At 37.6% G+C, this 23,609-nt stretch carries 19 protein-coding genes and 1 pseudogene; 11 read left to right on the forward strand and 9 right to left on the reverse strand.

Annotated features, from left to right (window positions below; translation table 11 throughout):
* The first annotated feature begins 6 nt into the window (after positions 1-6).
* From JF73_RS08550 to JF73_RS08565, 4 genes are all read left to right on the forward strand, one after another.
* Positions 7-696: a deoxynucleoside kinase gene (locus JF73_RS08550; protein ID WP_046327831.1), complete on the forward strand. Its 690-nt coding sequence runs from the start codon at positions 7-9 to the stop codon at positions 694-696.
* Positions 697-962: 266 nt separating this feature from the next.
* Positions 963-1,604: an amino acid ABC transporter permease gene (locus JF73_RS08555; protein WP_038524791.1), complete on the forward strand. Its 642-nt coding sequence runs from the start codon at positions 963-965 to the stop codon at positions 1,602-1,604.
* Between the two features lie 15 nt (positions 1,605-1,619).
* Positions 1,620-2,273, forward strand: coding sequence for an amino acid ABC transporter ATP-binding protein (locus JF73_RS08560; protein WP_046327832.1), 654 nt, complete (start codon positions 1,620-1,622; stop codon positions 2,271-2,273).
* Positions 2,274-3,122, forward strand: coding sequence for an amino acid ABC transporter substrate-binding protein (locus JF73_RS08565; RefSeq protein WP_046327833.1), 849 nt, complete (start codon positions 2,274-2,276; stop codon positions 3,120-3,122).
* Here JF73_RS08565 and JF73_RS08570 read toward each other — a convergent pair.
* Positions 3,119-3,910 carry a Cof-type HAD-IIB family hydrolase gene (locus JF73_RS08570; RefSeq protein ID WP_046327834.1) on the reverse strand — a complete coding sequence of 264 codons (792 nt, stop codon included), beginning with the start codon at positions 3,908-3,910 and terminating at the stop codon, positions 3,119-3,121. The two genes, JF73_RS08565 and JF73_RS08570, sit on opposite strands and share 4 nt — an antisense overlap.
* Before the next feature lie 223 nt (positions 3,911-4,133).
* Here JF73_RS08570 and JF73_RS08575 point away from each other — a divergent pair, with 223 nt between their 5' ends.
* The 4 genes and pseudogenes from JF73_RS08575 to JF73_RS08590 all read left to right on the forward strand — a co-directional run.
* Positions 4,134-5,441 (forward strand): NCS2 family permease, encoded by a 1,308-nt coding sequence (locus tag JF73_RS08575; RefSeq protein ID WP_046327835.1) that lies wholly within the window; start codon positions 4,134-4,136, stop codon positions 5,439-5,441.
* Between the two features lie 304 nt (positions 5,442-5,745).
* Positions 5,746-7,056 carry an NCS2 family permease gene (locus JF73_RS08580; RefSeq protein ID WP_046327836.1) on the forward strand — a complete coding sequence of 437 codons (1,311 nt, stop codon included), beginning with the start codon at positions 5,746-5,748 and terminating at the stop codon, positions 7,054-7,056.
* A gap of 144 nt (positions 7,057-7,200) precedes the next feature.
* Complete coding sequence (locus JF73_RS08585) at positions 7,201-7,491, forward strand: hypothetical protein (RefSeq protein WP_046327837.1); 291 nt, start codon at positions 7,201-7,203, stop codon at positions 7,489-7,491.
* 137 nt (positions 7,492-7,628) lie between these two features.
* A pseudogene (locus JF73_RS08590) lies at positions 7,629-8,564 on the forward strand (MFS transporter); the annotation flags it as partial.
* Positions 8,565-8,593: 29 nt separating this feature from the next.
* Here the strand turns inward: JF73_RS08590 and JF73_RS08595 are convergent.
* The 8 genes from JF73_RS08595 to rpmH form a co-directional block, all read right to left on the reverse strand.
* Positions 8,594-10,150 (reverse strand): ClC family H(+)/Cl(-) exchange transporter, encoded by a 1,557-nt coding sequence (locus JF73_RS08595; protein ID WP_046327838.1) that lies wholly within the window; start codon positions 10,148-10,150, stop codon positions 8,594-8,596.
* Positions 10,151-10,247: 97 nt separating this feature from the next.
* A complete protein-coding gene (gene gnd, locus JF73_RS08600; RefSeq protein ID WP_046327839.1) occupies positions 10,248-11,633 on the reverse strand; it encodes an NADP-dependent phosphogluconate dehydrogenase in 1,386 nt (461 codons plus the stop codon).
* Between the two features lie 109 nt (positions 11,634-11,742).
* Positions 11,743-13,557 (reverse strand): pyruvate oxidase, encoded by a 1,815-nt coding sequence (gene spxB / locus JF73_RS08605; RefSeq protein ID WP_046327840.1) that lies wholly within the window; start codon positions 13,555-13,557, stop codon positions 11,743-11,745.
* 275 nt (positions 13,558-13,832) lie between these two features.
* Positions 13,833-15,731: a tRNA uridine-5-carboxymethylaminomethyl(34) synthesis enzyme MnmG gene (mnmG, locus tag JF73_RS08610; RefSeq protein ID WP_038524822.1), complete on the reverse strand. Its 1,899-nt coding sequence runs from the start codon at positions 15,729-15,731 to the stop codon at positions 13,833-13,835.
* Between the two features lie 12 nt (positions 15,732-15,743).
* Positions 15,744-17,129 (reverse strand): tRNA uridine-5-carboxymethylaminomethyl(34) synthesis GTPase MnmE, encoded by a 1,386-nt coding sequence (gene mnmE, locus JF73_RS08615; RefSeq protein WP_046327841.1) that lies wholly within the window; start codon positions 17,127-17,129, stop codon positions 15,744-15,746.
* A gap of 115 nt (positions 17,130-17,244) precedes the next feature.
* Positions 17,245-18,108, reverse strand: coding sequence for a membrane protein insertase YidC (locus tag JF73_RS08620; protein ID WP_046327842.1), 864 nt, complete (start codon positions 18,106-18,108; stop codon positions 17,245-17,247).
* A 1-nt stretch (position 18,109) separates the two neighbouring features.
* The gene (gene rnpA / locus JF73_RS08625) at positions 18,110-18,478 is read right to left on the reverse strand and encodes a ribonuclease P protein component (RefSeq protein ID WP_038524829.1); all 369 of its coding nucleotides are present in this window, start codon (positions 18,476-18,478) and stop codon (positions 18,110-18,112) included.
* Between the two features lie 52 nt (positions 18,479-18,530).
* Positions 18,531-18,671 carry a 50S ribosomal protein L34 gene (gene rpmH, locus JF73_RS08630; RefSeq protein WP_003549412.1) on the reverse strand — a complete coding sequence of 47 codons (141 nt, stop codon included), beginning with the start codon at positions 18,669-18,671 and terminating at the stop codon, positions 18,531-18,533.
* 458 nt (positions 18,672-19,129) lie between these two features.
* On the opposite strand from rpmH, the gene JF73_RS08635 reads away from it, so the two are divergent.
* From JF73_RS08635 to JF73_RS08645, 3 genes are all read left to right on the forward strand, one after another.
* The gene (locus tag JF73_RS08635) at positions 19,130-19,978 is read left to right on the forward strand and encodes a helix-turn-helix domain-containing protein (RefSeq protein ID WP_046327843.1); all 849 of its coding nucleotides are present in this window, start codon (positions 19,130-19,132) and stop codon (positions 19,976-19,978) included.
* A 120-nt stretch (positions 19,979-20,098) separates the two neighbouring features.
* Complete coding sequence (locus tag JF73_RS08640; RefSeq protein WP_046327844.1) at positions 20,099-22,288, forward strand: bacteriocin-associated integral membrane family protein; 2,190 nt, start codon at positions 20,099-20,101, stop codon at positions 22,286-22,288.
* 2 nt (positions 22,289-22,290) lie between these two features.
* Complete coding sequence (locus tag JF73_RS08645; protein ID WP_046327845.1) at positions 22,291-22,947, forward strand: ABC transporter ATP-binding protein; 657 nt, start codon at positions 22,291-22,293, stop codon at positions 22,945-22,947.
* Positions 22,948-23,609: the final 662 nt, after the last annotated feature.

Here is a 23,609-nt window from a genome sequence, read left to right on the forward strand (position 1 = left end):
AACGTGATGACAGTTATTGTTTTAAGCGGGCCAATTGGAGCCGGTAAATCCAGTCTAACCAGTATTTTAGCTAAATATTTAGGAACCAAACCATTTTACGAAAGTGTCGACAATAACCCAGTTTTGCCACTCTTTTACGCTGATCCTAAAAAATACGCATTCTTACTTCAGGTGTTTTTCCTAAACACTCGTTTTCGTAGCATCAAAAACGCACTAACTGACGATAACAACGTTCTTGATCGTTCAATCTATGAGGATGCCCTTTTCTTCCAAATGAACGCTGATATTGGGCGCGCAACGAGTGAAGAAGTAGATACATATTACGAACTTCTCAACAACATGATGGGTGAACTTAAGCACATGCCAAAGAAAAATCCAGATCTGCTGGTTCACATTAATGTTTCATACGATACCATGATTAAAAGGATCCAAAAACGTGGTCGACCATACGAACAGCTGAGCTATGACGCGACACTGGAAGATTACTATAAACGGCTTTTGCGCTATTACAAACCATGGTACGAAAAATACGATTATTCTCCTAAAATGGAAATTGATGGTGACAAGCTGGACTTCATGACTGACGAACATGCCAGAGAAGTTGTACTAGATCAAATTGTTACCAAGCTGAAAGAAATGGGTAAATTACCTAACTCTTGGGACAAACCAACAGATATTCAAATAGAAGAACAATAAACAAAAGTTAGCTTACTCAAAGAACCCCTAGTTATTACTCTAGGGGTTCTTTTTCACTTAGTGTTATACTATTTTTTATGTCATTTAATAATCAAGCCTCAGATTGGCCAAATACATGCTTTAGATTGTTTAATCAAAAGTAATAAGGCGTTAAATTTGTGTTATTATTAAATCATATCTTTTTTCACATATTTTTTTAATTATATTATGTACAATTATTGTTACCAACCTAAACTCAGTCTCAGCTAAATACAAAGGAGAAGAAAATGGACTATATCATCTCAATCATGCCCTCTTTAATCACAGGCGCAAAAATGACTTTGATCTTGTTCTTTTGGACTTTGATCGTTTCTATTCCTCTGGGAATCATCGTTAGTTTAGGTTTACTTTCTCGCTTTAAGCCACTGCGCTTAATACTAAAATTCTATATTTGGATTATGCGTGGAACTCCACTGCTTTTACAACTAATTTTTATTTTTTATGGTCTGCCAATCATTGGTATTATATTTCAACGATACGATGCTGCTCTTTTTGCTTTCATCTTAAACTACACTGCTTATTTTGCGGAAATATTTCGTGGTGGCTTTCAATCAATACCGGTGGGTCAATATGAAAGTGCTCGTGTTTTAAGGCTAAGCTATTGGCAAACTTTATCGCACATTATTATTCCTCAGGTTAGCAAAATAGTTATTCCCTCTATTGGCAACGAAGTCATTAATTTAGTAAAAGATACTTCTCTGGTTTATGTTATCGGTTTGGGAGAACTATTACGAGCTGGTAATGTCGCCACTGCTAGAGACGTAACACTGGTTCCATTAGTAATAGTAGGAATAATATATTTAATGATGACTGGTATTGCATCATTCTTACTGAAAAAAATCGAACACAATTTTGCTAAATGGAAATAATGCAAAGGAAATATTATGCTAGAACTTAAGAACATTACTAAAAAATTTGGTTCCCGCCTTATACTCAATAAATTAAATCTCACTATCCCGGATAGACAAATTCTAGCTATTGTAGGACCGTCAGGTGCTGGAAAAACCACGCTATTACGTTGTTTAAGTGGGTTAGAAAAAATAGATTCCGGTAAATTTCTCTGGAACGGACAAGAATTTAATCCAGCTGAGCCTGATAGCAAAAACCACATTATTGGTGTCGTTTTTCAAAGTTACGAACTTTTTCCCAACCTAACCGTTATTGATAACATTACTCTTGCACCTACGTTAGTTTTAAAAGAAACAGCTAGTCAAGCTGAAAAGCAAGCCCGTAAATTATTAAAACAGCTTGATTTAAACGGAAAAGAAAACCTTTATCCGTACCAATTATCAGGTGGCCAGCAACAAAGAGTAGCTATTGTCAGGGCATTAGCAATGCAGCCTCATATATTATGTTATGATGAGCCCACATCTGCTTTAGACCCTGCATTGCGGACAAAAGTGGGCGAAATAATTTTAAAATTAAAAACCGACAACCAAATGACTCAAATTATTGTCACTCATGACATGGAATTTGCACACCAAGTGGCTGATCAGATTTTTACCGTTAAAGCTCTAGATGATAAGAAGGTAATGTAAGTGAAAATTAAGCGACTTGCGGCTTTATTAATAACTCTAATTTGCACCTTATTCATTTCTGCTTGTAGCGGCGTATCAGTGAATAGAAAAGCGAATACGGTAGACAATTGGTCTCACATAAAGCAGCGTGGTTACATTACTGTTGGTGTTGATGATACTTTTGTACCGATGGACTTTAGGCAAAAGAATGGTCAGTTAATCGGCTATGATGTCGATCTTGCTAAAGCCGTTTTTGATCTTTATGATATCAAAGTTAGTTTCCAGACTATTGATTGGTCAATGAACACCACTGAACTCAAAAACGGTACGATTGACCTCATTTGGAATGGCTTTAGTAAAAATCCCGAACGGAAAGCTAAAATTAATTTTAGTAAAACTTACCTATATTCCACCCAAGTTTTAGTAAGCCTTAAAAAAAATAAGATAGATCAGATCGCTGCCATGAAAGGTAAGACGGTGGGTGTACAAACAGGTTCTTCCGGCTACAATGATGTAATGCAATATCCACAGGTTTTTAAAAAGCGAATTAAAAACCATGAGCCAATTCTCTATGATTCTTTTACAAATGCCTTTATTGACCTTAATGCCGGTCGTATTCAAGGTTTATTAATTGATAGTACTTATGCCAACTATTACATTTCCCGACAAAAGCATCCAGAAGACTACACTCAAATTAATAGTCCATTCCCTAAAGAAGAATTTGGTGTGGGTATGAGAAAAAGTGATATAACTTTAAAACGCAAAATTAACCACGCTTTGACCAAATTAGCTAGAAATGGCACTATTACAAAAATTGACCATAAATGGTTCGGCAAAAAGGCCGAATCTCCATTACTTTATAAAAACTAGTTTAATTGATTGAGTATTAAGGCAATACCATCGTGATTATTATCTAATGTAGTTCTAAATTTTTTCTTCAAATTTTCAGGAGCATTTCCCATTATTACTGGATGACCGACAGCTTCAAGCATCTTTTCATCATTATAATTATCACCAAAAGCCCAGCAGTCCTTTAAATCTACTCCAAATTCCTGTGCTATCGCTCTAGCACCTTGTCCTTTAGAGACCCCTTTAACAACAACTTCTAACAAGTTAGACGCAGATTTTACTATATAAAACTCGGGATACAAACCCTGTAAGTCTTTCTGCGTAGCATCCAATAATTCTGGAGCCCCCATGAGCAAAATTTTATGCACACCCTTAAGTTTTTTGACTTCAGCAATAGAACTTGGTTGTGCCTTAACTCTTACTATTGCTTCTTCATTTTTAACTCGCCTATTATTATTTCCTGGGAAATAATACCAGTTATAGCCACTATATACGTTCCAAACGACACCATTATTTTTACTTTCAATGTATGTGCATATTTCTGCTGCTTTGGCAGCCGTCATAAAATAGGAGTTCAGTGGTTGTCCCATCTCATCTAGCACTAAAGCACCGTTGTAAGCGACCATTGGACAAGACTTGGTAATTTGTCCTGCGACAGTCATGATTGCTTGGGGCATACGTGCAGAAACTGGAATAAAGACGTTGCCTTTAATAATTTGCTGACGGATAGCAAGTTTAGTTTTCGGGGTAACTTCTTGCTTTGAATTGATTAAAGTACCATCAATATCCGAAAAAATCAGTTTAGCCATTTTTCCTCCTTATGGACTGCAATATCTATGATATTTATTTTCATTTTACCGATTATCCTATCGTGCGGTCAACTTGCGGTTTTGGCTTATAGTTGAGAATAATTGCTTTTTGCTATACTTTTACCTCTTATAATTCGTGTTTACATTTATTTTCATGAATGGTAAACTATAATCGTTGTCTAATTAATATTAAAAGACGAACAATAAATTTGGGAGAGGTTAGATGAATTTTATAAAGAGTTATTTTCAACTCGATAAATATAAAACCAACGTTAAAATTGAATTTCTCGCTGGTCTAACAACTTTTATCAGCATGTCATACATTTTATTTGTTAATCCTAGTGTTTTGGGCGCTAGCGGCATGGATAAAGGTGCTGTTTTTACAGCAACAGCCTTAGCTAGTGCATTAGGTACAGCAATAATGGGTATAGTTGCCAATTATCCTATTGGTGAGGCCCCTGCTTTAGGCATCAATGCTTTTTTTGCTTATACAGTCTGTGTAGGTATGCATGTTTCATGGGAAACAGCTTTGGCGGCAGTTTTTGTTGCTTCAATTATTTTTATTCTGATCACTATGTTTAAGTTAAGGGAAAAGATTATCAACGCTATCCCTTCTGACCTAAAATTCGCGATTTCTTCTGGAATTGGTTTGTTCATTGCATTCTTAGGAATGCAAGACGGTGGCTTAATCGTAGGAAATAAGTCTACTTTAGTTGGACTAGGTTCCCTTCATGATCCAGCCGTTTGGATTACCATTTTTGGCTTAATTGTCACTGTTATCTTAATGATTTTAAATGTACCCGGTGCTATTTTTATCGGTATGGTCTTAGCTGCCATTTTTGGTGTAATAACTGGACAGATTTCTTTGCCAACCAAAATAGTTTCAGTGGCGCCAAGTATTGCTCCTTCATTTGGTCAAGCAATTTTTCATGTGAAAGATATTAATACTTTACAAATGTGGGTAGTTGTATTGACTTTTCTCTTGGTTACATTCTTTGACACTGCTGGTACCTTAATCGGTTTAGCCCAACAAGCTGGTTTTATGAAAGATAATAAAATGCCACGTGTAGGCAAAGCCTTAGCTTCTGACTCAACAGCCATGATGGTTGGTTCAATTTTGGGAACTTCACCAGTCGGTGCTTTCGTTGAGTCAAGTGCTGGTATTGCGGTTGGCGGACGGACAGGTTTAACAGCTGTCTTCGTAGCCATTTTCTTCTTAATATCAATGATATTCAGTCCACTTTTAGGCTTATTTACCACTCACGTGACTGCACCGGCATTAATTATTGTTGGTGTCCTAATGGCACAAAATACGGCACACATACATTGGGATAAAATGGAAATTGCCGTGCCGGCTTTCCTAATATTAATTGGTATGCCTCTTACCTATTCCATTTCAGATGGTTTGGCTTTAGGACTGATAACCTATCCAATATGTATGGTTGCAGCTAAACGTGCTAAAGAAGTTACCCCAATGATGTGGATACTGTTCTTCGTATTTATAGTTTTCTTATGGGTTTTGAACTTCTAAAATTAATATCTAAAAAGCAAATATATTTTAAATATATTTGCTTTTTTTAACACATTTTTTATAAGAGTTACTAACTATTTATCTAATCTCCAAACTAGATTTATTGCACACTAAATTTTGGTGGAGCCTTTTTTTAATAATTAAGCAATGATTTTATTTTAACCAATCACAAAGATACTAATCAAAACTAGCCAATAGCAAGTATTTCCTGGGAAATATTCTCTATTCGGGTAACTCACAGTACAAATAAGTTATATACTAGATATATTAGTTTTTTGTAATTTAAATATTTTTGGAGGAAAAAATGACGACATTAGACAAAGTCTTTCATTTAAACGATGCTCATACCACTGTTAAACGTGAATTGATAGCTGCATTAACCACGTTTGTCAGTCTCTCCTACATCCTTTTTGTTAACCCTAACATTTTACACGCAGCTGGTATTGATAAAGGAGCAGCGTTTACTGTCACAGCAATTTCAATTGCAATTGGCTGTTTCATTATGGGTTTGGTAGCAAATTATCCTGTAGCTTTAGCGCCAACATTAGGTAGTGCTGCGTTTTTTGCTTACAATGTCTGTGGCGGCATGCATATTAACTGGCAAACAGCTTTAGCTGCAGTTTTAGTAGCGTCTATCTTGTTTATTTTGATAACAGTCTTGAAATTACGTGAAATAGTAGTTGATGCTATTCCACAAGATTTGAAATATGCTATTTCAGCTGGGATCGGTTTATTTATCGCATTCATTGGTTTGCAAAATGGTAAATTAATCGTAAACAGTGACTCAAATTTAGTTACTCTAGGTAAGTTTAATTCACCAGCTGTTTGGATTACTCTCTTTGGTTTAACCTTAACAGTAATTTTAATGGCTATGAATATTCCCGGCTCAATCTTTATCGGCATGGTGGTAACAGCTGTGTTCGGGGTGATTATCGGTCAAGTCGCTGTTCCTAAAGGTATTATTGCCACTGCTCCCAGTATTGCCCCTACCTTTGGGCAAGCTGTTTTCCATTTAAAAGACATTAATACTCCACAATTGTTTATGGTAGTTTTAACGTTTCTTTTAGTTACATTTTTTGATACCGCAGGTACCCTGATTGGTATGACAGAACAAGCCGGTATGGTCGATGAAAATGGTAAGATTCCACGTATCGGCAGGGCCTTTATTTCTGATTCTTTAGCAATGGTTGAAGGAGCTGTCTTGGGCACAGCACCACTCGGGACTTCTGTAGAATCAAGTGCGGGAATTGCAATGGGAGGCCGTACCGGATTAACTGCCATTTTTGTAGGAATCTTTTTCTTGATTTCAATGATTTTCAGCCCGCTGTTAGCTGTTATTCCTACCACTGTAACTGCACCTGCATTGATCATTGTCGGTGTGCTAATGGCAGGAAACCTGAAAAAAATTAACTGGGACAAATTTGAGATTGCTTTTCCAGCATTTTTAACTGTAGTTGGCATGCCACTAACTTATAGTATTTCAGATGGTTTGGCTCTTGGTATGATCGCCTACCCGATTACTATGATCGCTTCTAAGCAAGCCAAAAAAGTTTCACCAATGATGTACGTCTTACTAGTTGTGTTCGTGCTCTTTTTCTTAATCACAAATATGTAAAAATATTAATTTAATTATTAAGGATCACTTCTTTAGAAGTGATTTTTTTGTTTTCTACATAATTAATAAATATTTATTTTTTGTTTGTTTAGTATTATAATGCAACATAATATTTTAACTAACAGCGAAAGAAGCGAAATTACTATGCCCAAAACTGCCAAAAAATTGCTTAATCAATATACCGGTACCACTACTTTCTTTATTGTTGCTTTACTAACCAGTTTCAATTCTGCCTTTTTCCCCTATTCTATTACTGGAAGGCTCTGCGCCATTTTATGGCTCATCACTTTTAGCTTTACACTATTTGCTGGCGAATATTTGATCAATCATATTAGCCTTGATAACAAAAATACGGCAAAAGCAGTAGTAAATTTCAGTATCTGGCTTTTAGCAGCTTTAGTACTGGTATTATTCGGCTTAGTTTTTCAAAAATAAAGGGTAACCAGCGCTTAAATTTCAAGCTACCTTTCCCCAGTCTTTTTGCACGAACACTAAAAATTTGTTATGTTAGATAACAGTTAAGTCATTTATTGAAAGGGATGTTATAAAGTAGGTTGAGCAGTGCTTGCTTAATTTATTACTATGCTAGAAAAAAGGCAAAATTAGCCAAAAAAGATTATAAAAAAGCGCCACTTTCAAAAGTTCATTTGCGGGTATTAACTGCCATTGTTTTGGGCCAATTTACCTGCGGCTTTTCATTAGGGATTACTGGCGGCGCGCTAACTAATGCTACAAAATATATTCAAATTAGTGATATGTGGACCGGACTTATTGGTGCTGGTGGACTAATTGGTTTATCTAGTAGCGCACTTATCGGTCGTTTATCCGATAAAATTGGCCGTAGCCAATTATTGATGAGCAACATGTATATATTAGCTATCCTTTCACTTTTGCATCCCCTTACAAGCAGTTTAGCGCTGACTTTTTTAATTAGGATTGGCATTGGACTGATGATGGCAATTGATTTTACAGCGGGTAATGCTTTATTAACTGAATGGCTGCCTAAAGGTGAGGACAGTAAACGACAAAGTCACCTATTAATCTACTGGGGTTTAGGATTTATTGCTTCGTATTTAACTGGGACTTATCTTGAAGGATATGGTCAACATACCTGGCAAATTATTTTAGCAACTGGTGCCATACCAGCATTGCTCACAGCTCTTTTCCGTAGTTTCTTTCCCTTGCCGCCTTCTCCTGGATGGTTAGCAAGTAAGGGTAAAATTAAAGCTGCAAACAGATTAATTGGTAAAATTTTAGGTCATAAATGGGGCATCTCTTGTCACTTTAAACGCTCTAAAAAGCAAGGACAAGTTTCTTGGACAATACTTTTTAGCAAAAAGTATATCAGAAGTACCTTAGTAGGCGGCAGTTTTTATGCATGTCAAACTTTTGCCTTCTTTGGAATTAGTATTTTCTTGCCTATTTTGCTACAGGGGATGAATATTACTAATCCTAAGATTTCGGGAAATTTATACAACATTAGCATGTTAATAGGTATCTTTTGGGGGTCATATCATATTCTAATAGCGTGTCTTTTTTAGCCGTCGTAGCGCACTTTTTGCATCCGTTTAATTTGGTTAAATACTGCCCCTCGGTGACCTGCATCTAAGGTCAAAATCAGAGAATCACCTGCTTTAATTATAGTCTGACCATTGGGAATAATAGACTTACCATCGCGATAAATTGCTTTAACTAAAGTATGTTGAGGCCATTTGATTTGCATAATCATTTTCCCGTTTAATTGACTATCTTCATAAATAGGCACAGTCAATTGATCAGTTTCACCAGAAATTTTAACCTGCTGCTTTTTACTCTTTGTCAACATTACACGTGCCAGCGTACCATATATTGGCTCTCCATTTAAAAATTCATCGACTAGCAGCGCCACAAAAGCCACCACGGCGAGTGGCATTAAATGTAGTAATGAGCCAACCATTTCCGTAATGAGCATTATGGCAGTAAAAGGTGCCCGTATTACCGCAGCAAAAAACCCCGCCATAGCAAAAATTACTAGATTAATAACCAATTTTGCTGGTAATAAATGAAGCTGCACTAAAGTTAAGCCATAGACTGCACCAATTAAAGCACCCATTGTCAATATTGGCAGAAAAATGCCACTGGGAAGTCCTGAATCATAGGAAATAATGGAAAATACTATTCTAATGATAAAGAAAAATACCAAAATGCCAATCACCTTCCAGCCACTGTGATTAATTATTTGTGGTAAAGCTAAAATCAAACGATTACCTGGACCGGTTATTAGTGGCCAAAAGTAGGCAATTGGGATTAACAAAAATAGTGGGATCAACCCGTAGAGCCTGCTAGGTAAGAAAGTAATTTTTGTGTATAACTTTTTACCCTTAAAGAGTCCAGCTTTATATAAGTGACCTAATAATCCTAAGAGCAAACCTAAAATGAGCAAATAGCCATATAACTTTACGGGAAAGGAATGACGATAAACAAGAGATAAAGATGGCTTCTGCCCAAAAATATTGGAAACAACAAAATCAGCTACTAAAGCACCTGCAAGTGCGTTCATCCAGACCCGGGGAGAAAAGTTGTGAAAGACTTCTTCAAGTACGAATAAGGCTCCACTTAGCGGAGCCCCAAAAGCAGCAGCCAAACCGCTGGCTGCTCCTGTTGCTAAAAGCACGCGAGCGTTTGTTTTAGACTCTTTAGCGCTTTCTCCGACACCTTGACCTATAGTTGAGCCTATTTGTAAAGAAGGACCCTCAGGTCCTAAAAACAGCCCTGTACTTATAACTAAAATGCCTCCTACTACTTTACGCCATAGTGTCGGCCACCAGCTTAAAGTCAGGTTCCCTGCCAATTGCAGTTTTACTTCAGGTATGCCTGAACCACCAACATGCGGGTATTTTTTAACAAAATAGCCTGCAATTATTCCTACCGCCATCAGACCAATAATAATGGGTATAAACCAGAGAAAGTTTTTATGTGCCATGTGAAACAGAGTCAACCATAGCTTTGTCATTTTGGCGATGCCAAAGCGAAAAAAGCCAACTACTATGCCACTACAGAGTCCTACCACCATGGCTAGGACCAAAAGTTTTATTTGCGCTTTTTTATTTTTCATAGTACCTCCACTCTTTAGCTAAAATATTTTTCACACTAGCAAAAAACCAGTCAAAGCTCAAACTTAACTGGTTTCAGTTGTTACACGTGTAACAAAATTATTTTTCTTCATACCATTGGGTGTGGTAAACACCGTCACGGTCATTTCTGAGATAGGTATGGGCACCAAAGTAGTCACGTTGCCCTTGAATGAGATTTGCCGGCAAACTCGGGTTAAAGATTGATTCTAAGTAATTCAGTGATGCGCTTAAAGTCGGTGTTGGAATGCCCGCTTTAGTTGCTAGTTCAATTACAGCCCGTAATGCTGGAATATTCTTGTTCATCAAGTCTTTAAAGTATGGATCTTGGAACATATTATCAAGCTTTTTGCCCTCAGCAAAAGCTTTTTCAATATCTTTTAACATTGATGAGCGAATAATACACCCTGCTTCCCATGATTGTGCAATTGCTGGATAACGTAAGTCCCAATTATAAGCATCAGCAGCCATTTTTAATTGTTGGAAGCCTTGAGCATAAGCTACAGCTTGGCTCAATTGCAAAGCTTGACCGAGATTATCAACCAAGTCGTCAGGTACAGCACCACTCCATTTTACTTCTGCACCTTCACGCGTAGTTGCCTTAGACATAAAACGGCTAATAACTGCTTCAGCGATTACGCTAATTGGCGCACCTAAATGCACACCATCTTCAAGCATCCAATTACCAGTACCCTTGTAAGATGCAACATTCAAAATATGATCAATCACATGGTCAGGGGTCAACTCATCTTTTTGCTTTAAAACTTCAGCCGTTATTTCACTAAGATACGCCTTGACTATCCCCTTGTTCCAGTCAGCAAAGATGGCCGACATTTCGTCATTTGTTTTGCCTGCAACTTTTCGCAGTATATCATAGACTTCAGAAAATTCCTGCATGATGCCATATTCGATACCATTATGAACCATTTTGACATAATGTCCGCTACCTTCTGGACCAATAAAGCTGACACATGGCTGACCTTCCTCATTTTTAGCTGCAATCGCCTCTAATATAGGTGCGACCTCATTATAGGCTTCTTCATCACCACCCGGCATGAGCGCAGGGCCATTTAAAGCACCTTCTTCACCACCTGAGACACCCATTCCAATAAAATGAATACCATGTTTTTCCATTTCATGAAAACGGCGATTGGTATCATGAAAATTAGAATTGCCACCATCAAGCAAAATATCACCCTGATCAAGCAAAGGTAATAATTTTTGCAAAGTCTCATCAACGGGCTTACCCGCTGCTATTTGAATTAAAATTTTGCGCGGCTTTTCCAGTGAATTAACAAATTCCTCCCAAGTATAAGTTGGTTTTAGTTTAGCATCCTTATATTTAGCAAAAGCATCAACTTCTGGCTTATCAATTGAAAAGCCAGAAACGGAAAAGCCATTATTTCTAATATTTAAAGCCAGGTTCTTACCCATAACCGATAAGCCTATAATACCGAATTGTTGCATTGATAGTCCTCCATCATTAAAAATCATACTTTATTATTATACTTGTAAGACAGCAAAAAAGCGAAACTTTCAAAAAGTTCCGCTTTTTTCATTCTAATAATTTAGCTTATTAGTGAGCTGAAGCACCTGAAGTTGTATCAGGTTCTTCTTCTGGTTCTGGCTCTGGTTCTTCTTCAGCTTCTGAAGCGCCTGAAGCAGTATCTTCAACCAAGCCATACTTTTCAGCAAAGTAGCTAAATGGTTTCAAGCCTTCAGCTTGATACTTCTTAACGAATTCTGGGTCATCAAGAGTGTTCAATTCAGTTGAGTAAGGCATGTCATGAGTGAACTTGATGTCGATTAACATTGGTCCATCCATTTGCTTGAATTCCTTAACTGCGTCTTCGAATTCCTTCTTAGTACGTACAGTTACACCCTTCACGTTCATACCTTCAGCAACTTGAGCCCATTCGTTATTAGGCATAATAACACCTGATAATGGTTGGTGTGATTCGTCAACTTGCTCAGCTTCAATGAAACCTAAAGTATCATTTGTGAAGACAACATTCAAGATATGCATGTTGTAACGAGCTTCAGTCAACAATTCTTGACTCATCATAGCGAAGCCACCGTCACCACTCAAGTTCCAAACTTCACGCTCTGGGTGAACAGTTGCTGCTGCAAGTGCAGCTGGAGAACCGAAGCCCATAGTTGCGTATAAGCCTGAAGTTGCCCAAGTTTGTTCATCATGCAAGTTTACTAAACGTTGGAAGTCAATGTTGATGTTACCAACATCAATAGCAAATTGTGCATCGTCATCAGCGTATTTGTTGATAATGTCAAAAATTGGTTCACGACGAATTGGCATTTCGTCTGAATCGTCAAAGCTGTGCTCCCATTCTTCCCAGTTCTCACGGTCTGCAATAGCAGCTTTGTAGAGTGGTGACTCTTCACGAGGTTGACCTGCATCAATCATAGCTTGCAAAGTCTTAGCACCGTCTGCCAAAATTGGAACATCAACTGCGTGACGCTTACCCAATTTTTCTGAGTCAACATCAATTTGTACTACCTTAGCCTTAGGGTCAAAGAAGAACAATGAGAATGGTGAGTCATTACCAACCCAGATAACTGCATCAGCATGGGTTTGAATGTCATCACTTGGCTTAGGTGCAACACGACCAATTGAACCCATATAAGCTGGGCATCTATCTTCAACAACACCTTTAGCCATAACTGAGGACATCAATGGGGTCTTGAATTTTTCAGCAAATTTTTCTAAGACATCGCCATGACCCTTCATACCTAGACCGAAGTAAACAACTGGGTTCTTTGCTTCTGCAAGAAGCTTAACAGCTGCTTCAACTTCTTCTTTTTTAGGAGCTGCATAGTTTGGAACAGCTTGCATTGCATTGTAATTTACACGGTAGCTGTCACTAATCTTGTCCCAACCGAAGTCCTTAGGAAGAATTAATACGGCTGGACCCTTCTTTGCATAAGCTTGACGAATTGCTTCATCCATCATTGAAGGAATTTGTTCTGCACGCTTAACTTGGTGGTTCCAAACAGCAACCGGATCAAACCAAGGCTTTTCGTCAAAAGCTTGGAAGAAATCCATATCCTGACGGCTAGTTGGAACGTTAGCTACGATAGCTACCATAGGAACCTTGTCGTATTTTGCGTCATACAAACCATTCATCAAGTGAACAGCACCAGGACCAGCTGAACCAAAACATACACCAAGTTTGCCAGTGAATTTATATTCAGCTGAAGCTGCCAAAGCGCCAGCTTCTTCGTGACGAACTTCAATGTACTTCAACTTACCCTTAAAGTCATGGATAGCGTTCATTGTTGAGTCAAATGAGCCACCCGGAAAACCATAAATATGATCAATATGCCAGTCCAATAAAACTTGGAGCATGGCATTTGCGCCATTAATTTTTGCCATTTTAAGTGCATCTCCTTAAATACATGTTTACTTACATATTGTATTAAAACATATAATTTCACAATTTCAAGTGAGCAAAATTTACGATTATTGCAAGGTGTAAGCGCTTTGTAAAAATATTATCTTCACAATGTTGTACAATTAATTTATAACTTTTTGATAATAGCAATAATCAATACTTGTGATTGTTTGATCATTACCATAAAATTTGTGCATTTTTTGTGCTAGATTAGTCAGCAAAAATATTTTTTATAATTTTTAAATTTTTACTAAATTCATTTGTTAATTTTGGTATAGCGCCCATTTTGCACGTAAACGCTTAGAATTGCCATATCTGCTGGATTAACTCCAGAAATACGTTCAGCCTGGGCAATTGTTTCCGGTCTGATTTTGGCAAACTTTTCCCGTGCTTCTGTTGCCAGCCCATCAATTGCATCGTAATCAATATCAACTGGTATTTTCTTTGCTTCTTGGCGATGCAATTTGTTAATTTGCTGCTGTTCTTTCTTAATATAGCCCGCGTACTTGACGTTAATTTCAATTTGTTCTCTCACGTAGCGCTCGTTTGAAATACTCATTCCCGTCAAACGTTCAATGTCAGCAACTTTAACTCGCGGTCTTCTAAGAAAAACGTCGGCTTTGACACCCGCTTTTAATTTTTCTTCACCAATACTTGCAAGATAATCCTGTACTGCGGGTGTGGGGTGAACCGTAATATTTTTAACAGCATTAGCAGCTTGTGCAATTTGTTCTTTTTTTGCTAAAAATTTGGAATAACGCTCTTCAGAGATTAAGCCAAGCTGAAAGCCGTAATCAGTTAAACGTAAATCAGCATTGTCATTACGTAAAATCAAACGATATTCTGCTCTTGAAGTTAACAAGCGGTAAGGTTCTTCAGTTCCCTTGGTGACCAGATCATCAATTAAAACACCAATATATGCTTCGTCACGGCCTAAGGTAAATCCTGGCTGACCAGCTGAGCGTAAAGCAGCGTTAATACCAGCGATCAGTCCCTGCCCAGCAGCTTCTTCATAGCCTGAAGTACCATTCATTTGCCCCGCTGTGAATAAGTTTTTAATATTTTTGGTTTCTAAAGTATGTTTTAATTGCCACGGATCAATCACATCGTATTCAATAGCGTAGCCTGGCCGCATTAATTCTGCATCTTCAAGCCCAGCTACCGAATGCAACATTTCTAGCTGAATTTCTTCTGGCATGGAAGTTGAAAAATCGCCGACATAGACTTCCTTAGTGTCTTTTCCTTCTGGTTCCAAAAAAATTTGATGACGCGGCTTGTCCGCAAAGCGTACTACCTTAGTTTCAATTGACGGGCAATAACGCGGCCCTACGCCCTTAATTTCTCCTGAAAACATAGGAGAACGGGTCAAATTCTGATTGATTATCTTGTGTGTAGTTTTATTAGTATAAGTCATCCAGCAAGAAACCTGATCCTTGAGATAATCTTCATCTTTAGTTTCATAAGAAAAGTGTCGCGGAATTTTGTCACCGGGTTCTTCCTCTGTTTTAGAATAATCAATAGTATTGCTATTAACACGTGGTGGCGTTCCCGTTTTAAAACGGCGCAGTTTAAAGCCCAGCTTTTCTAGATCTTCTGATAGTTTAATTGCAGGAATAGTATTATTGGGACCAGATGAATAATTCAATTCGCCAATAAAAATGCGTCCGCGAGCTGATGTTCCGGTAGTTAAAACAACACTTTTAGCATGATATTTAGCGCCTGTATTAGTAATTACACCTGAACAAACTCCATCTTTAACAATCAGTTCATCAACTGTCGCCTGCCGCAAAGTTAAGTTTGGCGTGTCCTCAATCACTTTTTTCATCTGCTCGTGGTATTGCCATTTATCAGCCTGTGCACGTAATGCTTGCACGGCAGGGCCTTTACCAGTATTTAACATGCGCATTTGAATATAGGTAGCGTCAATGTTTTTACCCATTTGACCGCCCAAGGCATCAATTTCGCGTACCACCGTTCCTTTAGCAGGCCCGCCAACTGAAGGATTGCAGGGCATAAAAGCTACCATATCCAGGCTAATAGTTAAAAGCAGTGTCTTTTGCCCCATTCTGGCACTTGCCAGGGCCGCTTCACTACCAGCATGTCCCGCACCGACTACAATGACATCATAATCATTTGAATCATAACTTTTAATCATTAATTTTCACACCTATTTTCCTAAACAAAATTGACTGAACAGTTCATTAACCAACTCATCCGGACTGCTTTCACCTGTTATCTGACCTAAAGTGTCCCAAGCACCATTGAAGTCAATTTGCGCAATATCCAGCGGCACCTCGTCTTTTAGTGCTTGAATAACGTCTTGGAGCTGCTTTTTAGCCTTTTCTAATAGTCCAACCTGTCTTTGATTGGTTACCATTACTTGATCATTAGAATTCTCAATCCCCTGGAAAAATAGTTCTTTAATTGTCTTTTCTAATTGCTCAAGATTTTGTTTCTGCAAGATTGAAATAGCAATTACAGGGCTCTTGGTCAGCTGTTTAATTTGAGCGGCAGTGATTTTTTGCCCTAAATCCGTCTTATTCAAAATAGCAATCCGCTTTTTCTCCGCTGTTGCAGCAATTAAAGCATTATCTTCTGCTGATAGTTCCTTACTTGAATCAAACAAAAGCAAAACTAAGTCGGCTTTTGCCAAAGCCTTCTTCGAGCGCTCAACACCGATTTTTTCTACCTTGTTTTCGGTATGCCTAATACCTGCAGTGTCAATTAATTTTAAGGGGACGCCTTTAACCGAAACATATTCTTCCAGCGTATCCCGCGTTGTGCCCGCAACATCCGTTACGATAGCCGTATCGCTTTGCGTTAGATAATTAAGCAAGGATGATTTTCCGACATTTGGTTGACCAATAATCGCGGTAGCCAAGCCGTTACGTAACGCCGTTCCTTCACTTGCCGTTTTGAGCAAGCGATCTATTTTCTTAATAACTGATTGAGAAACACTCGTCATTTGTTTAGCCGTTACGGTATCAGCATCATATTCTGGATAATCAATATTAACTTCTACATTAGCCAGCGTATCCAAAATTTCCTGCCTCATTGCCCTTATTTTTTCAAGCAAGCCACCTTCCAGCTGCTTTTCTGCTATTTGTCTAGCCTTATCAGTTTTGGCACGCACGATATCCATCACGCTTTCAGCCTGTGTCAAATCAATCCGGCCATTAACAAATGCCCTTTTAGTAAATTCGCCGGGATCAGCCATCCGCGCACCATTTTTCAATAACAATTGCAAAATATGGTTGGTAACAACAATACCACCATGACAATTGATCTCAACAATGTCCTCACGGGTAAATGTTTTAGGAGCAAGCATCACAGAAACCATAACTTCATCAATGACTTGCCCGCTTATTGGATCAACTATGTGCCCATAATGAATAGTATGTGTTGGTACCTTAGTTAAATTAGCACCTTTGAAAACCTGATTGGCAATTTTAACTGCATCTTCACCAGACATTCTGACAATAGAAATGCCACCTTCACCAATTGGTGTTGAAATTGCTGCAATCGTATCAAACTCCGTTAAAGTTTGGGTCATGATTTTCTCCTTTTTCAATAAAAAAAGCGCATTATTCCACCATGAATAATCATGATGGATAAAGCACTTTGACTACTTTATCTAAATCAATACTTTAGATTAAAAATTTTAAAAATTATTTTTTGCGTTTCAGCCGTTTATAAGTCTTTCTCAACTGACGCTTGCGTTCACGCTCTTGGCGTGCCTTTTCCTCCTGCTCACGGCGGTATTTAATCGGGTTCTGCAAGATGAAGGTCTGGATTACTTGGAATAAGTTTGAAACTACCCAGTAAATTACAATAGCTGATTGGAAATAAATACCCATTACACCAACCATGATTGACATACCATAAGTCATTATTTTAGATGACAGAGTTTGTGATTCCTTCGGTGTTGACAACTGACTGATATATGTCGATAAGAAGGTTAAAACCATAGATAAGATCGGCATAATATAGTACGGGTCGGGTACACCCAAATCCATCCACATGAAATGTCCGGTCATAAGCTGCGGTGTTTGAGCAATTGCTCCGTATAAAGCAAGCATAACCGGCATTTGGATAATTAAAGGCAAGCAGCCAGCATAAGGATTAATTCCAGCCTCTTTATATAATTTGTTAGTCTCCTGCGAAAGCAAAGTACGCGATTCTGTGTCGCTACCAGGATACTTTTTACGAAGAGCGTCCATCTCAGGCTGAATTTTTTGCATCTTAGTAGTGCTTTTAATTTGAATGGCACTAAGAGGATACAAAATAAGCCGCACAATAACAGTAAAGATGATAATTGCCCAACCGTAGTTGTTACCAATTAATTTAGACAGCCAAAGTAAAAACGTGGACATATAATAAATGACCCAGCGATTCCACCAGCTGCCGCTTGTATGTGAAACGGGTTCTGTATTGTTAGATGACGCACAACCTGTTAAAACAACTGCTAAAGCAACTACTGTCAGCAGCACAAGTAGACGCTTGACATTCTTTTTGGTTAAAATGTCTTTCACTCTAATCTTCCTCAACTTTATTCGGTATCTCTTTAATTATATTGGCTAAAAAGAGTGCATGCAATAGGTTCTTACGAACGTCCACCCATTTAAAGTTACGCGCATAAGGTCTAGCGATTACTAAAAAATCAATCTGGGGATTGATTAAAGACCTGTTTTCCGTAAGAACAGCACGAATATAACGTTTGAGGCGATTGCGGACTACAGCAGTGTGACCGACTTTTTTACCAACGGAAATACCAACACGAAAATGTTCATTCTCCGGTTTATCTAATTGATAAATAACGAAGGCCCGATTGGCTACTGAATTGCCCGACTTAAAAACTGTTTGAAAATCATTTTCTGTTTTAACGCGATAAGACTTTCTCAAAACGTTTCATTCCACTCTTATAAATTAAAAAAACCACTGGGATTTCAGTGGTTTAAGCAGATAAGACTTTTCTACCCTTTGCACGGCGTCTAGCCAAAACCTTACGGCCATTAGATGTACTCATCCGTTTCATAAAGCCATGAACTCTTGAACGGTGACGCTTTTTAGGTTGGTAAGTTCTTTTAGTTGTCATTAAACTACACCTCCAATTTTTTGTATGCAGACTGCACAATTTAATATCTAGAATACCATGATTAAAGTAAAAAACCAAGCAAAAAGACAAAAAATTGCGAATTTATTACCTAAATATATTCGCCTTAACACAAAAACTTTCTAAGCCATGTCAGCAGGATGTTCAATCACTTTTATAGTCTTGATTTCACTCTTTAAAGCGTGCGGCAGTTTTTAATTTTACGTCATTAATAGTAAAAATATTTTCTAGGATAAATCATTATGTGTAATTTCAATTAATGGCTAGTGATTAAGAAACGGCAAATCGGTGCCAAGCAGGCAAATCCACAAGTTCATTTTTTCAATTCATTGAATTCCCTATCATATTGATAACTAAATAGCTCCTATAATAATATTCTGATATAATTATTAGAATTGAACTTAATCCTTAAAAATTATCTTACGAGCGAGGAACTACCAATGACAACCAGTGAACTATTAAAACAATATCGTTTGCGCGCTAACAAGACCCAAAAGGAATGGGTCGGCAGTACCGTCAGTCCCTCCTTTTATTCTAAGGTGGAAAAAGGACTCAATCACATCTCAGCTGATAACTTAATTGACCTGCTCGATCACAACGGAATTTCGGCTGCGAATTTTTTTAGCGAACTAAGACCCAAAAGAAAGCTGCAGTATGAACGAGAGCGAGAGCTGATAAATTTGCTAGTCGATGCTTATTATCAAAATTCAAACAGTAAATTTGAACAACTAAAACGCGTAATTGAACTCGAAAAATTGCCTCATCAAAATAACTTATTTACCTTGGCTAAAAGCTTGTCTGCTCTTGCAAAAAGTAATATTGAAAAATTAGATGAAGAAACGAAAGCAATTATCAAAAGAGAAATTTTCAGCCTCAGAGGTTTTGACAAGCAATCCTTAGCCATATATTGTGCTTTTATGCAACTTTATAATATTGATGATAACTTACTGATCGCTAGAAAAATTGTTAGTCAGTTTCAAAACAGCACTGATGTTGAAATACAAAAAAGAATTTTAGGAATTATTGGCAATTTGTTGTTCTTATGTATCGAAAACAAGCGCTACGACGAGACAAAGCCTTTTGTAAAAGTTGCAAATAATATTCCCACTGTACCAGAATTATGCTTTTATAAAGATGTTTTACTCGTACCAATTAATTTGCTCAACTACCATTTCACTAAAGAACCATCTTATATTGATAACTGTTTGAAGGCAATTGATTTTCTTTCATTTATAGGTATGCCTGCGTATAGCAAAGAGCTAACTAAATTTTTTTCAGAAAACAAGTAATCAATTAGTTGAAAAGTCATATTTGAGCAAAAATATCAAATATGACTTTTTTATATTATTTTAATATTTTACAAATATACTAAACCTGTATAGATAAAATAAGGAGAGGGATAAACTGCCGTGAATTTTCAAAATAAAAAGATTAAATTACTTACTCTTTTTTTGGTTGCCTGCCAAAGTGTTTTATTTGCTTTGCTGGCGGCTTTTTTTATCGGACGAAACTATAACTACGCTATTAGCGACTATCCCAATGTGCCCAAAACAACTTTTTACCTTAAAAATGTTGCAGACACGCAGCAAAACAAAGTCTTGAACTTTCTCGCCGAACAAGCGATCAAGAATAAGTTAGTAATCGTTCGCGCAGATCAAAGTGTAGGTCAAAATGGCAGCATTCAAGAAACCCAGCTTGGTATTATGGGAGATGTTGATAAGCATCCCTTACCATTAACCTTTGCTGGTCATACCATTATTAGACCCGAAACTTTGAAAAAGCTGCTGCAATCTCCAGATACACAAACTATTGGCAATGCACTAGATTACAAAAGCATTGCCAAAACACCAAATTTCGCTGGTGGGCAGCATCTGACAGTCTTCAAGCTTGAAGATCTGGTCAAACAGAACCACAGCATCAATGGCACCTACCAAGTGATTGGGCTTAGCGGCAAACAGCAGGTTAGTTTTTTAACGGGACTGGCAAAGTGTACCCAGAAATCTAGAAAACAGTTGCAGATGAAATTAAGCGGCTTGGGAGTAGAACAGAGTATGATGCCAACTATCTTGTTGACTGGGTTAGCCTTGAACATTCTGGGGCTTTTGGTTCTTTTCTTGCTCAATCTTCTGCAGTCACTAGCGCTTTTAGGCGATCTGGTTTTGCTGGGCTGGTCAAAAGTCAACTTTTTATTGCGACTTTACCTGCCTTATATCATTACCGCATTCGCGATGAGCATTGTTACTGTACCCCTTGGCACTATCATTTCCGGCAAATACCTGTCCTTATGGTCGCTATTTTTTACAGTCAATCTCATAAGTACTGCACTTGTCGTACTATTAGCCCTGCTCGCCAGCTCTCTAGTAATGAATATGTCTTTTCTTGACATCTTAAAGCATAAGTTTCCGCGCAAAGCGTTACTCTCATTATCAATTTTAGGCTATATACTACTAAGTGGCGGCATTATTTTTGGTTCTTACGCCCTCGATGGGCCTCTACAAACACTTAATAACACTTATCAAATGTCCAAAAGTTGGCAAGATGTTTCACATCTAACCATTCTAAAAAGTTCCCAATTTAGCAAACAAAATCAAAGCAAGCAAGAGGCTTTCAAAAAAAGAAGTAAAGATTTCTATAAATGGTACAAGGATATTTATCAAGAAAATGGCGTATATCTTGTTGGTACAACTATTTATACCACCAAGATGATTGAAGATTTGGTAGCCGCTGGGACTAATATGCCCAGCAAAAGACCCTTCTTAAAACTGACGGTCTCCCCTAACTACTTGAAAGAATTAGGGATAACAGTCTCCACGAAAAAGCTGGAAGCTGCTGAACAAGGTAAACGTCTCTACCTACTTCCATCCTCGCTTTCACTCTCAACAACTACTAAATTTAAAAAATGGCTGCAAAAAGACGACACACAGTCGATTAGTCCGCAAGATACACCTACCGTTTTTAACCAGCAGCGGCAATTTATCTTTGGTTCCTATCGACCACAAACAGATTTCTTCACTTGGGCAACTAAGACTGCAGAGCCCTTACGGATGAAACAGGCAATTATTTTGGTCGCAACGCCAGCTAACATGTCTTATTTTGAAAGTGACAACTTAAGTGCGCAGGGATTTGGCGGTCTTGCAAAATTTTCTACTAGTAAAATGTCCAATACAACCAAGAAAAAGATTTTTTCCAACCCCCGAATTAGCCCCTATAAGCCTGCCTTTACCACTATCGGCAACTATATTAAAGGCATCCAAAAAGACCTTAGTTATACGCTCTATCTCTTTGGTATCGTGGGGATCATCCTTTTAGCTCTTTCATTGGTCATGATCTACGCTATTATTAAAATCTACCAAGTATCTCAACAGGAACTTTTCAATATCAAAAAATTCTTAGGTTACAGCATTTATAGTATTTACAGCAAGCCGCTGGCTTTTTTGAGCATCACTTTTGTAGTTGAATTGCTGACAACCATTTTCAACCGTTCAAAAGCCGGAACATTGGTTATTATTATTAAATTCATCATACAAATATTATTTTGTTTGCTTTACTTGCGGCAAAGCAGCACCAAGCAGCTGCTATACAGCTTAAAGGAGGAATAACCATGGCCCAAGCAATTGTTAAACTCGAACAAGTTACGAAAAAATACGGCAAACGGACAATTCTCAACCACTTTTCAATGACCGTTAATCATGGCGATTTTGCTGCCCTGATTGGTCCGTCAGGCTCTGGCAAATCAACCATTTTGAACATCATCGGGCTACTGGAACAGTTCGATAGCGGATCCTACCTTTTAAATAACAAGTCTGCACCGGAGGTTAACAGCAGAAAAGCAACTTTGGCAAGACGCAATGACATCAATTACCTCTTTCAGACGTTTGCGCTCGTTTCCAACATGACCGTGCGACAGAATCTCAAGTTGGCTCTAAACTTTAGCCGCGTTCCCAAAAATAAAACTGACAAACAAATTGCAGACATTTTGGCAGAAGTCGGATTGCAAAACCGGCTGGATGATACGGTTGCAACAATGTCAGTTGGCGAAAAGCAACGCGTTGCGTTAGCACGTGCATTTTTAAAACCCGGTGAGCTAATCCTTGCCGATGAGCCGACTGGCTCGCTTGATCCGCAACTTGCTCTTCATGTGCTGAAATTGATCCAAAAATTGCAGCACGAGCACCATAAAACTATCATCATGGTCACTCATGATATGAAACTGGCCCAGGCAGCAGACTACCAAATTGTACTCACAAAGGGGCAATAATTAACGAAAGTTAATGCAGAATGCCGTAAAAAATTAACTAAACAAAAAGACATATTTGAAAAATAGCAAATATGTCTTTTTGCGCTTCTGCTATAAACAAGGAATATAACTTATATCTTATTTAACAATTTCTATAGCTTTTAAAATTGCAGACTGTAATACTAAAGTTATACGAAAAATAACTATAAGCTATTAGTTATTAAAAGCAGCAATAAGCTTTTAAATTAATGATTATTACCTTTACTTTTTCCTTCGAACTAAAAGTTAATCTTTTTATGTTATGACAAAAGATTTTGTTCTTCATTGGCTAACTATTCTTCATTTAAGCTGTTTACATTTTCGCTCTAAAAATTATCCACATTTTGCAATTAACATGATTTTCCACACTTTTATCCACAATCTACAAGCTGTTTAAAATTTTATACACAGTATGTGGATATATTGTCACCCAAGAATGCTCTTTTACTGTCATAGCAGTATAAAATTTCCACAAATTTATTGTACAAAAATAATTAATTAGTAAAATTCAGCATTTTTTTGTGCATTTTCCCTATTAATCTATCCACAACTTGTTAATTCTGAATTAATGTTGTTCACTTGTGGAAAACATTTTTATTAGATGGTAAAATATGTGTTGCTCAACGTAAGCGGAGGGAAATATT

This window comes from Lactobacillus helsingborgensis, from assembly GCF_000970855.1.
GTDB lineage: Bacteria > Bacillota > Bacilli > Lactobacillales > Lactobacillaceae > Lactobacillus > Lactobacillus helsingborgensis.

Excerpts from the sequence above, each read along its gene's own strand:
- JF73_RS08550 (WP_046327831.1), top strand. The coding sequence starts at position 7 with ATGACAGTTATTGTTTTAAGCGGGCCAATTGGAGCCGGTAAATCCAGT.
- JF73_RS08555 (WP_038524791.1), top strand. The coding sequence starts at position 963 with ATGGACTATATCATCTCAATCATGCCCTCTTTAATCACAGGCGCAAAA.
- JF73_RS08560 (WP_046327832.1), top strand. The coding sequence starts at position 1,620 with ATGCTAGAACTTAAGAACATTACTAAAAAATTTGGTTCCCGCCTTATA.
- JF73_RS08570 (WP_046327834.1), bottom strand. The coding sequence starts at position 3,910 with ATGGCTAAACTGATTTTTTCGGATATTGATGGTACTTTAATCAATTCA.
- JF73_RS08575 (WP_046327835.1), top strand. The coding sequence starts at position 4,134 with ATGAATTTTATAAAGAGTTATTTTCAACTCGATAAATATAAAACCAAC.
- JF73_RS08580 (WP_046327836.1), top strand. The coding sequence starts at position 5,746 with ATGACGACATTAGACAAAGTCTTTCATTTAAACGATGCTCATACCACT.
- JF73_RS08585 (WP_046327837.1), top strand. The coding sequence starts at position 7,201 with ATGCCCAAAACTGCCAAAAAATTGCTTAATCAATATACCGGTACCACT.
- JF73_RS08595 (WP_046327838.1), bottom strand. The coding sequence starts at position 10,150 with ATGAAAAATAAAAAAGCGCAAATAAAACTTTTGGTCCTAGCCATGGTG.
- gnd (WP_046327839.1), bottom strand. The coding sequence starts at position 11,633 with ATGCAACAATTCGGTATTATAGGCTTATCGGTTATGGGTAAGAACCTG.
- spxB (WP_046327840.1), bottom strand. The coding sequence starts at position 13,557 with ATGGCAAAAATTAATGGCGCAAATGCCATGCTCCAAGTTTTATTGGAC.
- mnmG (WP_038524822.1), bottom strand. The coding sequence starts at position 15,731 with ATGATTAAAAGTTATGATTCAAATGATTATGATGTCATTGTAGTCGGT.
- mnmE (WP_046327841.1), bottom strand. The coding sequence starts at position 17,129 with ATGACCCAAACTTTAACGGAGTTTGATACGATTGCAGCAATTTCAACA.
- rpmH (WP_003549412.1), bottom strand. The coding sequence starts at position 18,671 with ATGACAACTAAAAGAACTTACCAACCTAAAAAGCGTCACCGTTCAAGA.
- JF73_RS08635 (WP_046327843.1), top strand. The coding sequence starts at position 19,130 with ATGACAACCAGTGAACTATTAAAACAATATCGTTTGCGCGCTAACAAG.
- JF73_RS08645 (WP_046327845.1), top strand. The coding sequence starts at position 22,291 with ATGGCCCAAGCAATTGTTAAACTCGAACAAGTTACGAAAAAATACGGC.